This is a genomic window from Streptomyces sp. NPDC034086 (genome assembly GCF_055575515.1).
On record NZ_JBVISM010000002.1, the window covers coordinates 542,666 to 557,370 of the forward strand.

The following is a 14,705-nucleotide window of genomic DNA, read 5'->3' on the forward strand; positions in this document are numbered from 1 at the left end:
GAGGGGTACGGGCGATGCGGGCGGTGCCGGCGGTGCGGGCTTCGCGGGAGGGAGCGGCCGTGAACGAGGAATGGCTCATCTACCGGGGCGTGGGCGAACCCCACGACGGGATCGCGGCCCTGCCCGACCCGCCGCCCTGGCGGGACTTCGACGGTGGCCCCGTGCTGGATCCGGGCGGGCCCGCCGCGGCCCCCGACGGGAACGTGGCCCGCCGCCTCGGCGCCCACCGCCAGGCCGCCGAACTGCACCGGCCGGAGCCCGAGGAGCTGGAAGCCGTCAACGCCGCGCTCTACCTGCGCCGCCCCCTGCTGGTGACCGGCTACCCCGGCACCGGCAAGTCCACCCTCGCCCACGCCGTCGCCCACGAGCTGAAACTCGGCCGGGTGCTCCGCTGGCCGGTGGTCTCCCGCACCGTCCTCCAGGAGGGCCTCTACCGCTACGACGCCCTCGCCCGGCTCCAGGACGTGCAGATCGCCGCCGGCGCGCGCGGGGCGGCGGGCGAGGGCGGCCCGGCGGCCGGCACCGCGCCCGGCATCGGCAGGTACATCCGGCTCGGCCCGCTCGGCACGGCGCTGCTGCCCACCGAACGCCCCCGCGTCCTGCTCGTCGACGAGCTCGACAAGAGCGACATAGACCTGCCCAACGACCTGCTGAACGTGCTGGAGGAAGGCGAGTTCACCCTTCCCGAGCTGGAACGCGTCGCGGACACCGAGCCCGAGGTGCAGGTGCTCACCGACGACGGCGCCAAGGTCACCGTCCGGGACGGGCGGGTGCGCTGCCGCGCCTTCCCCTTCATCATCCTGACCAGCAACGGCGAACGGGACTTCCCCGCCGCGCTGCTGCGCCGCTGCATCCAGCTCAAGCTCGGCCAGCCCGGCGAGAAACGGCTCGCCACCATGGTCCGGGCGCACCTGGGCGAGGAGGCCGCCCAGCTCGGGGCCGACCTGATCCGGGAGTTCCTCAGCCGCTCCCGCTCCGAGCTGCTGGCCGCCGACCAGCTGCTGAACGCCATCTACCTCACCCACTACGCCGCCCCGCCCAGCCGGGACGGCCTCGCGGACCTGCTCATCCAGCGCCTCGACCGCCCGAGGTGAGCGGCCGTGTCCCAGGAACCCGGCCTCCACGCCGGAGCCGCAACCCGGGGCGCGGACACCGAGATCCGGGCCCTCGCCGGGCTGCTGCGGGCCGCCGGGCTCGATCCGTCCGCCGAGGAACTGGCCGACGCGCTGTGGCTGGCCGGGCGTACCGGCAGGGCGGCGGCCCGGCCCGGCACCTCCCCCGAGCATGCCTCCACCGCGCCCCGCGGACCGGAGCGCCCCCCGGGCCCCCCGGGCACCGCCGGGCCGCCCCCGCAGCCGGAACCGGCGGAACCGGAGCCCGAGGACCCGGTCAGGCTCTACCCGGCCCGGGAGCGCCCGGCCCCCGACACCGGAGCGGCCGCCGAGGTCCCCGTCGCGGGCGGGGTCCCCGTACGGGTGCCCGGCGCGGCCGCGCTGCCCCGCATCCTGGAGATCCAGCGGGCCCTGCGCGCCCTCCAGCGCCACCGGCCCCCCGGCCGCCCCGCCCGTACCGTCCTCGACGAGGCGGCCACCGCCGAGGCCAGCGCCCGCGCCCTCGGACTGGTCATCCCCGTGTTCCGGCCGGACAGCCGGCGCGAGGCGACCGTACGGCTGGTCATGGACGCCTCGCCCTCCATGGCGGTGTGGCGGGAGATGTTCGAGGACCTGCGGCTGGTGTGCGAACGCCTGGGCGCCTTCCGTGACGTGCAGGCCCACCACCTGCACCGGCTCCCCGACGGCACCGCCGCCGTCGGCCGCGGCCCCGCGCCCGGCCCCGGCCTGCGCTCCGGCGACCAGCTGCGCGACCCCACCGGGCGGGCCCTGACCATGGTCGTCTCCGACTGCGCCGGGCCGCTCTGGCGCGAGGGCGAGGCGCAGCGGCTGCTGCACCGGTGGGCCGAGTGCGCGCCGTGCGCCGTCGTGCAGCCCCTGCCGCAGCGGCTGTGGAGCCGCAGCTGGCTGCCGACCGAGCGCGGCGTACTGGAACGGGCCGGCGGGGGAGGCGGTACCGGCGGCGGGCCGAGGCTCAGGTTCCGGCCCGAGCGGCCGCCCCGGCCCGGGCGGCCCGCCGGCGGCCTGACCGTGCCCGTGCTGCCGCCGAACGCCGTCGCCCTCGGCGCGTGGGCGCGGCTCGTCGCGGGACTGGGCACCGGGCCCGTGCCCGCCGACGTGGGCCGCGTCCTCGCCCGCCACCCGGCCGCCCCCGTGCCCCCGCCCCGCGCCGCCCGGCCGCCGCGCGAACTGGTGCGCCGCTTCCGCTCCTCCGCCGGGCCCGGCGCCGTCCAGCTCGCCGTCTACCTGTCGGCGGCCCCGCTGACCCTGCCCGTGATGCGGCTGGTGCAGCGCACGATGCTGCCCGACTCGGAGCCCTCCGACCTCGCGGAGGTCCTGCTGAGCGGGCTGCTGCGGCGCAGCGGCGAATCGCCCGGGCAGTGGTACGAGTTCGTGCCCGGGGTGCAGGAGGTGCTGCTCGGGCCGCTCGGGCGGGACGAGGCCGCGCTGGTGCTCAAGCACTGCTCGGAGTACGTACGGGCGCACTTCGGCCGGGGCGTGCGCAACTTCCCCGCCCTGGCCGTCGCGCAGCTCACCGGGGTGCCCGCGGCGGAGGCGGACTCCGCGCCCGCGCCCGGACCGGACGCCGGGTGGGACGGGGGCCGGGTACCGCCGGGACAGCTCCCGCAGGCCTTCGCGCAGGTCTCCGCGAAGGTCGTGCGCCGCTACCTGCCCGGCCCGCCGGAGGAGACCCCGGACCCACCCGCGCCGCCCGTCCCGCTACCGGAACCGACACCGGGCCGCGCCTGGGCGGTCCGCGCGGCCCGGGAGCGGCTCGCGGCGGGGGTGCCCGACGCGGACGCACGGCCCCTGTACGAGTCCGCCGCGCTGCTGCGGCGGGCCGTGGCCGTCCCGCCCGGACCCGGCGACCCCCCGGGGGAGGCCGAGACCGAACTCGCCGGGGTGCTGCTGCGGCTGTGGGCCGTCCAGCGGGACCCGGGACTCCTCGCCGAAGCCGAACGGGCCGTCACCGGGCTCCGCACCCCGGCCGGCCGGGCCGCGCTGGGCCGGGTGCTGTACGAACGGGCCGTGGCCGCGGGACCGGCGCCGGAGCTGCTGGCCGCCGCCGACCGGGAGTTCGCCGCCGCGGCCGCCGCCGGTCCGGAGCTGCGCCACGCCTGCGCGGTCATGCGGGCCCGGACCCTGCTGCGGCTGAGCACCCTGCGCGACGACCCCGGGCCGCTGCACGAGGCGCGGGCCGCGCTGGAGCCGCTCGCCTCCGGCCCGGCGGCGGCGGACCCGGAACTGCTGCTGAACCTCGGCCGCGTCCTGGTGGCCCTCCTTCCCCGGACCCCGGACCCGGTGGAACGCACCGCCCTGGCGGAACGCGCGGCCGCCACCCTGACCGCGGCCCTCGCCCTCCTGCTGCCCCCGCCGCACCGCACCCCGGCCGCCCCCGGCCCGGCCCCCGGCCGGGGAGCGGCCCCCGGCCGCCGCCCGCCCTCCGCGCCCTGCCCGGCCGCCGCCCCGGCGGCCCCCGCCCCGCCCCCCGACGGGGCCCGGCGCCTCGCCGCGCGGGCGCGGGTCGAACTGGGCGGGGCGCTGCGGTACCTGCCCGCGCGGCTGGAGGAGGCGGCCGGACAGCTGGCGCGGGCCCTGGAGGAGGCGGCCGGGGAGTCGGGGCTGCGGCTGGCCGCCCTGCTGTGCCTGGCCCGGGTGCACCGGGCCCGGTACGCGCGCGACGCGGACCCGGCGGCCCTGGAGGCGGCGGCCGAGGCCTACGGCCGGGCCCGGCGGCTGATCCCCCGGGACGGGGAGGCCTTCGGGGAACTGCTGCCCGAGTGGGGCGACGTACTCCTGGACCGGGCCCGGGCCGCCGACGGACGCCGCTTCGCCTCCACCGCCGTACGCGTGCTGCGCGAGAGCCGCGCGGCCGTGCCGCAGTCCGACCCCGGGGCGGCGTACCGGCTGCGGAGGCTGGCCGCCGGGCTGCGGCTGCGGCACACCTACGAGGGGGACCTCGTCGACCTGCGGGAGGCGGAGTACCTGCTGGAGCTGGCCGTGCGGCAGAGCCACGGCCCGCTGGAACGGGCCCGCGCCTGGCGGGAACACGGGGACGTCCAGCAGGAGATCCACGTCCACACCCACACCGCCGACCGCCTCGACCGTGCGGCGGACTCCTACCGGCGGGCCTGGCGGGCCGCGCTGGAAGCCGACCGGGACGGACCGGGAGAGGGCCCCGCCCTACGGCTCGCGGCCCGGGCCCAGGAGCTGCGCGGGGAGGTCCTGGAACGCCTCACCCGCCCCCGGGCCGCCCTCGACGCCTACCGGGGCGCCCTGGAGCTCTGGCAGCGCCAGGGCGCCCCCGACGGGGAACGGGCCCGGGCCGTCCGGGCGCGCGTACGGGCCCTGGAGGCGGGCACCTGATCCGTTTCCCCGCGCCGGGGGCAGGGAAAGGGCAGTGGACCGCACACGGCAAGAGGGCAGTGGACCACACACGACAAGGGGACGGGCAGCCCATGATGACCGGACGTCAGGAAGCGGCAGCACCACGGCCGGCCCGCCCGTGCCCCGGGCCGGGACCGGGGCTCCCGGACCTCTCCGGCCTCGACCTGGCGGCGCTGCGCGGGATCGACCACCCCGTGCTCGCCGAGGTCATCGCGGGCCTGGTGGACCGGGTCACGCACCCCGCCGAAATCCTCAACGCGTTCGACTCGGGCGTCGCCTGACGGCCGCCGCCCCGTGCCGGAGTTGACCACTTTCCGCCGTTAGCCGGGCCCGTGCGGAGGGCAGGGATGGACCGTCCGCAGGGGAGAGGTACAGGCGATGAGCCAAGCGATCACGAGCGGTCCCGCGCTGCCCGCGCACCGGACCCTCGCAGGTCACGCCCGCCACGCCCGCTGGCCGTACGCCCGCCTCGACGTCCCCGGCCTGCGCGCCGCGGGCCACCGTCCGCAGCCCATCCGGCAGTTCGTGCTGAAGACGCACAGCCGCTGCAACCTCGCCTGCACCTACTGCTACGTCTACGAGATGGCCGACCGCAGCTGGCGCACCCGCCCCGCCGTCATGGACCCCGCCACCGCCCTGCGCGCCGCCGAACGGATCGCCGAGCACGCCGCCGCCCACGACCTGCCCCGCGTGGACCTCGTCCTGCACGGCGGCGAACCCCTCCTCGCCGCGCCCTCCGCGCTCGCCGCCCCCGTCGAGGCGGTACGGGACGCCGTGGCCCGGCGGGCGCCGGGCACCCGCGTCACCGCCGGCGTGCAGACCAACGGCACCCTGCTCACCGCCGGCCGGATCGCCGCGCTGGCCGCGGCCGGGATCCGGGTCGGCGTCAGCCTCGACGGGGGCCTGCCCGCCCACAACCGGCGCCGCGTCGACCACGCGGGCCGCCCCGGCTTCGCCGCCGCCGCCCGCGGGCTGCGGCTGCTCGCCCGCCACCCCGAGAGCTACGCCGGGGTGCTGTGCGTGGTGGACCTCGCCCACGACCCGGTGGAGACGTACGAGTCCCTGCTCTCCTTCGCCCCGCCCAGCGTCGGCCTGCTGCTGCCCCTGGGCAACTGGAGCAGCCCGCCGCCCGGCCGCGCCGGGCACGGGACCCCGTACGCCGACTGGCTCCTGGCCGTCTTCGAACGCTGGTGGCACGAAGGGGCGCGGCGCACCAGGATCCGGCTCTTCGAGGAGGTCATCGCCCTGTTGCTCGGTCTGCCCGCCGCCACCGAGACCCTGGGCCTGGCGCCCGTCACCACCGCCGTCGTCGAGACCGACGGCAGCATCGAACAGGCCGACTCGCTGAAGTCCGCCTACGAGGGGGCCGCCTCGACCGGCATGACCCTGGAGCGGCACAGCTTCGACGACCTGCTCGACCACCCCGGCTTCGCCGCCCGCCAGCTCGGCCGGGACGCCCTCGCCGCGGACTGCCGCGCCTGCGAACTCGTCGAGGTGTGCGGCGGCGGGCACTACCCGCACCGCTACCGGGCGGGGGAGGGCTTCCGTCAGCCGTCCGTGTACTGCGCCGACCTCCAGGCCGTCATCCGGCACATCGCCCGCGCCCTGCACGAGGCCGCCACCACGGGACGGGCCGCCTCATGACCCACGGCACCGGCACCGGCACCGGCCTCCCCGCCCAGCGCAACGCCCCCGGCACTCCCGCACGGCCCGAGCCGACCGCACCGCCGGAGCGGCCCGAGCCGACCGCACCGCCGGAGCGGCCCGGGACGCCCGGCCTCGCCCGGTTCACCGTCAGCTCCCACACCCTGCGCGCCCTCGCCTCCACCGAACCCTCCGAGGAGGGCACCCGCCTCGTACGCGACGTACGCCGCTCCAAGCGGCTGCTCCTGCTGCGCGCCGTACTGGACGCCGCCCCCGGCGCGGAGACCGCCGAGCACTGGGCGCTGCTGGAGGAGGCCGAACGCCAGGACCCCGCGGCCGTGCGGGACGTCCTGCACTACCCCGCCACCGGCGTCTGGGCCGAGGAGACCCTGCGCCGCCTGCACGCCCCGCAGGGCCCCGCGCCCGACCTCGGGCACCTCGGAGCGCTCGCGGCGGCCGCCGCGCTCCGCGCCGGAATCGGCTTCAAGATGACCCTGCGGCCCGTCAACGGCCGCCTGGTGCTGCCCACCCTGGGCCTGCTCCGCCCCCACGGCCCCGGCCGGCTCGCCCTGACCGAACGCTCCTGGGACACCTCCGACGTCCTGCCGCTGCACGCCCTGCCCGGCGGCGGCCCGACCTCCCTCGACGACCTCGACCCCTACCGGGTCCCGCCCCCGGACCAGGACGCGGCCGCTGGCACGGCCCCCGTCCGCCCGGCCCGCCGGCTCACCCCCAGGGGGCACAGGCGCTGGGACATCCAGTGGGCCGGCGCGCACACCCTGCTGGAACGCTACGACTCCGCGCGCGCCGAGGAGACCGGCCGCCTGCTGCGCTCCGTCGTCCCGCTGGCCGGCGGCACCCGCTCCAGCGGCGCCACCCTGCCCGCCGCCGCCGGCTCCGTCCTGGCCCGTGCGCAGGCGCCGCCCGCCCTGGCCGCGACGCTGGTCCACGAGGTGCAGCACGGCAAGCTCGCCGCCCTCGCCGACGTCCTCACCCTGCACACCGCCGACCGCACCCCCCGCTACTGGGCGCCCTGGCGCGCCGACCCGCGCCCCCTGGAAGGGCTGCTGCACGGCACCTACGCCCACCTGGCCCTCGCCGGGTACTGGCAGCACGCCGCCCTCTACGGGGCCCGCGGCGCCTGGGCCCAGCACGCCAGGATCCGCGCCCAGGTCGCCGCCGTCCTGCCCGTCCTGCGCGCCGACCCCGCACTGACCGTCAGCGGCCGAGAGTTCGTCGACGGCATGGCCGCCGCCGAGCGCGCCATGGACGCCACCCCGCCCCCCGGCGACCAGCACGCCGCCGCGCGCCGCGCCCTGGCGCGCGAACGCCGCGCCTGGTGCGAGGCACACCCCGAACTCGCCCCGTTCGTGGGGGTATGACACCCCGTCCGCTGCGGTACCTTTCAAGCCAGCCCCTCCGCACCGCCCCGCACCCGTCCACCGCACGGACCCCAGGGAGACGGCCGCATGACCGGTACCGCCATGCGTCACGAACGCGACGGAGCCGCCCCCGCGCAGCGCTTCGTCATCAGCTACGCGGGCTTCAACCGCCCCTGGGCGGTGTGGATCGCCCACCGGCTGGAGGAGCACGGACACCGTGTCGCCCTCCAGCGCTGGGACCCCAGCGGCTCCGGCCTCACCGCCGCCCTCGACGACCTGGCCCGTGCGGGCGGCAGGGTCCTCGTGGTGCTCAGCGAGCGCTTCTTCTCGGCCGGCACCCACACCGACGAGGAGTGGAACGCCGCCCTGCGCACCGTCACCGCCTCCCACCCCGGCATGTTCGCCGCCGTCTGCCTCACCGACGCCCCGCTGCCCAGCGCCGTCGCCGTGCTGGAGAAGACCGACCTGTGGGGACTGGACGCCTACGAGGCCGAGTACCGCGTCCTGCGCCGGCTGGAGCTGCCCACCGACCGGATCGGCACCGAGAGCGGCCGCCGGGGCCCCCGCTTCCCCAACGACCCGCCCGAGGTCTGGGGCCGCGTCCCGCGCCGCAACCCGCGCTTCACCGGCCGCAACGACGTCATCGGCCGGCTGCGCGACGCCCTCACCGAGGCCCCGCCCGGCGCCTCCACCGTCACCCTGCTCGGGCTCTCCGGCGTCGGCAAGACACAGGTCGCCACCGAGTACGCGTACCGCTTCGCCTCCGAGTACGACGTGGTGTGGTGGGTGCCCGCCGAGGACCGGCCCACCCTGCGCGAGCGGCTCGCCGACCTCGCCCCCGCGCTCGGCCTGCCCCCCGGCTCCGGCAGCTACGGCGAGCAGATCCGGGCCGTACTGGAGGCGCTGCGGCGCGGCTCCCCGTACCACCGCTGGCTGATGGTCTTCGACGGCTGCGACCACCCCGACGACCTCACCGACCTGCTGCCCTCCGGCGCCGGCGACGTCATCATCACCTCCCGCAACCGCGAATGGGCCGCCCGGCACACCAGCCTCGTCGAAGTCCCCCTCTACGCCCGCCCCGAGTCCGTCACCTTCATCCGCCGCCGCGCCCGCCGGCTCACCGGCGACGAGGCCGACCAGCTCGCCGAAGCCCTCGAGGACTACCCGCTCGCCCTCGACCAGACCGCCGGCTGGCTCGCCGACTCCCCGCTCGGCGTCGGCGAGTACCTCACCCTCCTCCAGAACCGCCTCGACTCCCACGAGGCCGTCACCCTCTCCGACGACTACCCGCTGCCCTTCCCGACCGCGCTGGCCATACTCCTCAACAACGTCCGGGAGAACTTCCCCGACGCCCTCGCCCTGCTGCGGCTGTTCGTCTTCTTCGCCCCCGGCCGGGTCCCGCTGCGCCTGCTGCGCGAATTCCCCGCCGACGGCGTCCCCGAGCACCTCGCCGGCATCCTCAACGACCAGATCCGCTGGAACGCGGCCCTCAACAAGCTCGTCCAGTTCTCCGTCGTCCGCCTCGAGTACTCGGACCTCTCCGTCGAGGAGGGAGGCGGCCTGGAAACCGTCCAGCTGCACCGCATGGTCCACAACATCGTCCGCGAGAACCTCGCCGAGGACGAGGCCGAACAGCTCTCCCGCGCCGTCCGCCGGGTCCTCGCCGCCGCCGACCCGGGCCGCCCCACCGATTCCCGGCTCTGGCCCCGCTACGCCGAACTCGTCCCGCACCTCGACCACGCCGGGGTGCTCACCAGCAGCAACCCCCGCATCCAGAACTTCCTGCTGCACTGCCTGCGCTACCTGATCCTCGCCGGCGAATACCACACCTGCCTGCGGCTGTCGGAACGGACCGACGCCGTCTGGCGGGCCATGCTCGGCGACGACCACGACCAGGTGCGCGAACTCAGCTACCACTACGGCGGCGCCCTGCGCATGCTCGGCCACTTCCGGCAGGCCGAGACCCTCGCCCGCTCCGTCGCCGAGCGGCTCCTCGCCGAACGCGGCGACCGCGACCTGGAAACCCTCCGCGCCACCAGCACCTACGCCGGGGTCCTGCTCAGCACCGCCAAGTTCGACCGGGCCCGGGAACTGCTGGAGCACGCCTTCACCACCTACCGCGAACTCCTCGGCGAGGACGACTCCACCACCCTCGGCGCCCAGAACAACGTCGCCGTCGTCCTGCGCCTCCTCGGCCGCTACCAGGAGGCCTACGACACCGACCTGGACACCCTGCGCCGCCGCGAACGCGTCCTGCGCGTCCGGCACATCGCCACCCTCTCCTCCGGCATCGGCTGCGCCATGGGCCTGCGCCTGATGGGCCGCTACCGAGAAGCCCTGGCCCGCCAGGAACAGGGCCTCAAACTGCACGTCCAGGTCCTCGGGGCCAACCACCCGCAGACCCTGCGCGCCGAACACAACCTCGGCCAGTGCCTGCGCCGCACCGGCGACATCCCCGGCGCCGGCGCCCGGCTGCGCGGCGTCCTGGAACGCTCCACCCGGGTGTTCGGCGCCGATTTCCCCTGGACCCTGATGGTCGCCTCCGACTACGCCACCTACCTGCGCGAGTACGGCGACATCGAGGAGGCCCGCCGGATCTCCGAGGACGTCGTCCGCGGCTACCAGTCCCAGCTCGGCCTCGCCCACCCGTACAGCATCGGCACGGTCGGCAACCTCGCCCTGGTGCTCCGCGCCCAGGGCGAGCGGACCGAGGCCCTGAACCTGTCCGAACAGGCCCTCGTCGGCATGCGCGGCGCCCTCGGCGACGACCACCCCTGGACCCTGGGCTGCGCCCTCAACGCCACCGGGCACCGCAACATCACCGGCCGCCTGGAAGCCGCGCTGGAACTCAGCCGCGAGACCCTGCGCGGCGCCGAACGGGTCCTCGGCCCCGACCACCCGATGGCGCTCAGCGCCCGCACCGCCCTGGCCGCCGACCTGCGCTCGGTACGCGAGGACAGCGAGGCCTCCACGCACGAGGACAGGGCCCTGACGGCCCTCACCCGCACCCTCGGCCCCCAGCACGTCCACACCGTCTCCGCCCGCCAGCGCACCCGCCCCTACTGGGACTTCGAACCCCAGCCGTAGCGCACGCGGCCCGCCGCCCCACCCCGGACAGCCGGAAGGCCCGGCCCCCTCACAGGGGCCGGGCCTTCCTTCTCCGTGCGGGTCGCGCCGGCGACTACGCCTCGAAGACCTCGTTCAGCAGCAGCTGCTGCTCCGCCTGGTGACGCTTGGCGGAACCCACCGCCGGCGACGAGCCGTGCGGGCGCGAGATGCGCCGCAGGCGCTCGCCCGACGGGATGTCGGCGCCGACCGCCAGGTCGAGGTGGTCGATCAGGTTCAGCGCGATGAACGGCCACGCACCCTGGTTCGCCGGCTCCTCCTGCGCCCAGATGTACTTCGCCGCGTTCGGGAACTTGGCGATCTCCGCCTGGAGCTCGGCACCCGGCAGCGGGTACAGGCGCTCGATGCGGATGATCGCGGTGTCCGTGATGCCGCGCTTCTCCCGCTCGGCCTCCAGGTCGTAGTAGACCTTGCCGGCGCAGAAGACGACCTTGCGGACCGCGTTCGGGTCCACGGTGCTGTCGCCGATGACCGGACGGAAGGAACCGGTGGTGAACTCCTCCGCCTTCGACGCCGCCGCCTTCAGACGCAGCATCGACTTCGGGGTGAAGACGACCAGCGGCTTGTGGTGCGGGTTGTGGACCTGCCAGCGCAGCAGGTGGAAGTAGTTCGACGGCAGGGTCGGCATCGCGACCGTCATGTTGTTCTGCGCGCAGAGCTGGAGGAAGCGCTCCGGGCGCGCGGACGAGTGGTCCGGGCCCTGGCCCTCGTAGCCGTGCGGCAGCAGCAGCGTGACGCCGGAGGTCTGGCCCCACTTCTGCTCGGCCGAGGAGATGAACTCGTCGACGACGGTCTGCGCGCCGTTGACGAAGTCACCGAACTGGGCCTCCCACAGCACCAGCGCGTCCGGACGGGCCAGCGAGTAGCCGTACTCGAAGCCCATGGCCGCGTACTCGGAGAGCAGCGAGTCGTAGACGTTGTAGCGGGCCTGGTCGTCCGACAGGTACAGCAGCGGGGTGTAGTCCTCGCCGGTCTCCCGGTCGATGAGGACCGCGTGGCGCTGGCCGAAGGTGCCGCGGCGGGAGTCCTGGCCGGACAGCCGGACCGGGGTGCCCTCCATCAGCAGCGAACCGAAGGCGAGGGTCTCGCCCATGCCCCAGTCGATGGTGCCGTCGTCGATCATCGCCGCGCGGCGCTGGAGCTGCGGCAGCAGGCGCGGGTGGACGGTGACGCCCTCGGGGATGTTGACCTGCGCCTCGGCGATCCGCTTGACGACGTCCTGCGAGATCGCCGTGTTCACGGCGACCGGGAAGTCGGCCTGCTCGACCGGGGCCGGCGCGGCGACCGCGGGCTGCGTGGCGGCCTCGCGGACCTCCGCGAAGACCTTCTCCAGCTGGCCCTGGAAGTCCTGGAGCGCCTGCTCGGCCTCTTCCAGCGTGATGTCGCCGCGACCGATGAGGGACTCGGTGTACAGCTTGCGCACCGAGCGCTTCTTGTCGATCAGGTCGTACATCAGCGGCTGCGTGAACGCCGGGTTGTCGGACTCGTTGTGGCCGCGGCGGCGGTAGCAGATGAGGTCGATGACCACGTCCTTGTTGAACGCCTGGCGGAACTCGAAGGCGAGCCGCGCGACGCGGACCACGGCCTCCGGGTCGTCACCGTTCACGTGGAAGATCGGCGCCTCGATCATGCGGGCCACGTCGGTCGCGTACATCGAGGAACGCGAGGACTCCGGGGCGGCGGTGAAGCCGACCTGGTTGTTGATGACGACGTGGACGGTGCCGCCGGTGCGGTAGCCGCGCAGCTGCGACATGTTCAGCGTCTCGGCGACCACGCCCTGGCCGGCGAACGCCGCGTCACCGTGCAGCGCCAGCGGCAGGACGGTGAAGTCCGTACCGCCCTTGTTGATGACGTCCTGCTTGGCGCGGGCGACACCCTCCAGGACCGGGTCGACCGCCTCCAGGTGGGAGGGGTTGGCGACCAGCGAGACCTTGATCTGCTCGCCGTCCAGGCCGGTGAAGGTGCCCTCGGCGCCCAGGTGGTACTTGACGTCGCCGGAGCCGTGCATGGACTTCGGGTCGAGGTTGCCCTCGAACTCGCGGAAGATCTGCGCGTACGACTTGCCGACGATGTTCGCGAGGACGTTCAGGCGGCCGCGGTGGGCCATGCCGATGACGACCTCTTCGAGGCGGGCCTCGGCGGCCGAGTCGATGACGGCGTCGAGCAGCGGGATGACGGACTCGCCGCCCTCCAGCGAGAAGCGCTTCTGGCCGACGTACTTCGTCTGCAGGAAGGTCTCGAAGGCCTCCGCCGCGTTCAGGCGGCGCAGGATGCGCAGCTGCTCCTCGCGCTCCGGCTTGGTGTGCGGGCGCTCGATGCGGTCCTGGATCCAGCGGCGCTGCTTCGGGTCCTGGATGTGCATGAACTCGACGCCGGTGGTGCGGCAGTACGAGTCGCGCAGCACGCCGAGGATGTCGCGCAGCTTCATCATGGACTTGCCGGAGAAGCCGCCGACCGCGAACTCGCGCTCCAGGTCCCACAGGGTGAGGCCGTGCTCGGTGATGTCGAGGTCGGGGTGCTTGCGCTGCTTGTACTCCAGCGGGTCGGTGTCGGCCATGACGTGGCCGCGGACCCGGTAGGAGTGGATCAGCTCGAAGACGCGGGCGGCCTTCGTGACGTCGTCGTCGTGCGAGGCGTCGATGTCGCGGTTCCAGCGGACCGGCTCGTACGGGATGCGCAGCGACTCGAAGACGGAGTCGTAGAAGCCCTCCTCGCCGAGGAGGAGGTTCGCGACGATGCGCAGGAACTCGCCGGAGGCCGCACCCTGGATGACCCGGTGGTCGTAGGTCGAGGTCAGGGTCATGACCTTGGAGATGCCCAGCTTGTTCAGGGTGTCCTGCGAGGTGCCCTGGAACTCGGCGGGGTAGTCCATGGAGCCGACGCCCATGATGACGGACTGTCCGGGCATCAGGCGGGGCACGGAGTGGACGGTGCCCAGGCCGCCGGGGTTGGTCAGCGAGACGGTGACGCCGGTGAAGTCGTCCATCGTCAGCTTGCCGACGCGGGCGCGGCGCACGATGTCCTCGTAGGCCTGCCAGAACTCGAAGAAGTTGAGGGTCTCGGCCTTCTTGATGCCGGCGACGACGAGCTGGCGGTCGCCGTTCGGCTTCACCAGGTCGATCGCGAGGCCGAAGTTCACGTGCTCCGGCTTGACCAGGGTCGGCTTGCCGTCCTTCTCCGCGAAGGAGTAGTTCATCGACGGCATGGCCTTGATGGCCTGCACCATCGCGTAGCCGATCAGGTGCGTGAAGGAGATCTTCCCGCCCCGGGCGCGCTTGAGGTGGTTGTTGATGACGATGCGGTTGTCGAACAGCAGCTTCACCGGGACGGCGCGGACGGACGTGGCCGTCGGCACTTCCAGCGAGGCGTTCATGTTCTTGGCCACGGCGGCGGCGGGGCCGCGGAGCGTCACCAGCTCGGGCCCGGCGGGGGCCTCGGTGGCGGGCGCGGCCTTCTGGGCCGGGGTGGTGGCGGCCGGAGCCGGGGCGGGCGCGGCCGGTGCGGCGGCCGGGGCCTGGGAGGTGACAGTCACAGCAGGGGCACCAGAGGGGGTGGCAGGAGCAGGGGCAGGAGCTGACACAGGTGTGGGCGCGGCGGCGGGCGCGGCAGGCGCCGCCCCCGTGGCGGCGTCGACGGCCTGCGGAATCCCGGCGGTGGCGGTGGCGGCCTGTGCGGAGGCGCCGTCCGTCGTCGGGGTCTTGACGGCTTCGTCCGCCTTCACCGGGGCGGCGGCGCCCCCCGGCTTGTAGTCGGCGAAGAAGTCCCACCAGGCCCGGTCGACCGAATTCGGGTCCTGGAGGTACTGCTGATAGATCTCGTCGACGAGCCACTCATTCGCGCCGAAGCCTGAGGCGGGGTTCTTCCCGCCCTCTGCTGCGTCGGTCGTGGTGCTCGGGTTACTGGGGGACTGTGGCGACACGGCGGCAACCGCCCTCTTCCGCTTCACAAGGTATGGACAGCGGGGATAAAGGCTACGCCTCCCCGGGCGTGTGATGCAGGCCGGGCGGGACTTCCGTCGCGCAGGTCACACCGAACGGCGGGTTTCACCCATCGG

The 14,705-nt window shown here is 75.0% G+C and carries 7 protein-coding genes; 6 read left to right on the forward strand and 1 reads right to left on the reverse strand.

The genetic code is table 11. The annotated features are described in order from the left end of the window. Nucleotides 1-14: 14 nt before the first annotated feature. From ACZ514_RS07935 to fxsT, 6 genes are all read left to right on the forward strand, one after another. Entirely contained in the window at nt 15-1,094 is a 1,080-nt protein-coding gene (locus tag ACZ514_RS07935; RefSeq protein WP_469124344.1) for an AAA family ATPase, read from the forward strand. A 6-nt stretch (nt 1,095-1,100) separates the two neighbouring features. Further along, the gene (locus ACZ514_RS07940; protein ID WP_469124345.1) at nt 1,101-4,478 is read left to right on the forward strand and encodes an SAV_2336 N-terminal domain-related protein; all 3,378 of its coding nucleotides are present in this window, start codon (nt 1,101-1,103) and stop codon (nt 4,476-4,478) included. Nucleotides 4,479-4,570: 92 nt separating this feature from the next. After that, nucleotides 4,571-4,780: an FxSxx-COOH cyclophane-containing RiPP peptide gene (gene fxsA / locus ACZ514_RS07945; protein WP_468173407.1), complete on the forward strand. Its 210-nt coding sequence runs from the start codon at nt 4,571-4,573 to the stop codon at nt 4,778-4,780. A gap of 97 nt (nt 4,781-4,877) precedes the next feature. Then, the gene (locus ACZ514_RS07950; protein ID WP_468173405.1) at nt 4,878-6,143 is read left to right on the forward strand and encodes an FxsB family cyclophane-forming radical SAM/SPASM peptide maturase; all 1,266 of its coding nucleotides are present in this window, start codon (nt 4,878-4,880) and stop codon (nt 6,141-6,143) included. Next, nucleotides 6,140-7,525: an HEXXH motif domain-containing protein gene (locus ACZ514_RS07955; protein ID WP_469124346.1), complete on the forward strand. Its 1,386-nt coding sequence runs from the start codon at nt 6,140-6,142 to the stop codon at nt 7,523-7,525. Before ACZ514_RS07950 ends, ACZ514_RS07955 begins: the two co-directional genes overlap by 4 nt. 87 nt (nt 7,526-7,612) lie before the next feature. Next, nucleotides 7,613-10,612, forward strand: coding sequence for an FxSxx-COOH system tetratricopeptide repeat protein (gene fxsT, locus ACZ514_RS07960; protein WP_468173401.1), 3,000 nt, complete (start codon nt 7,613-7,615; stop codon nt 10,610-10,612). 94 nt (nt 10,613-10,706) lie between these two features. Here the strand turns inward: fxsT and ACZ514_RS07965 are convergent, their stop codons facing one another. Next, a complete protein-coding gene (locus ACZ514_RS07965) occupies nt 10,707-14,570 on the reverse strand; it encodes a multifunctional oxoglutarate decarboxylase/oxoglutarate dehydrogenase thiamine pyrophosphate-binding subunit/dihydrolipoyllysine-residue succinyltransferase subunit (protein WP_468173399.1) in 3,864 nt (1,287 codons plus the stop codon). Nucleotides 14,571-14,705: the final 135 nt, after the last annotated feature.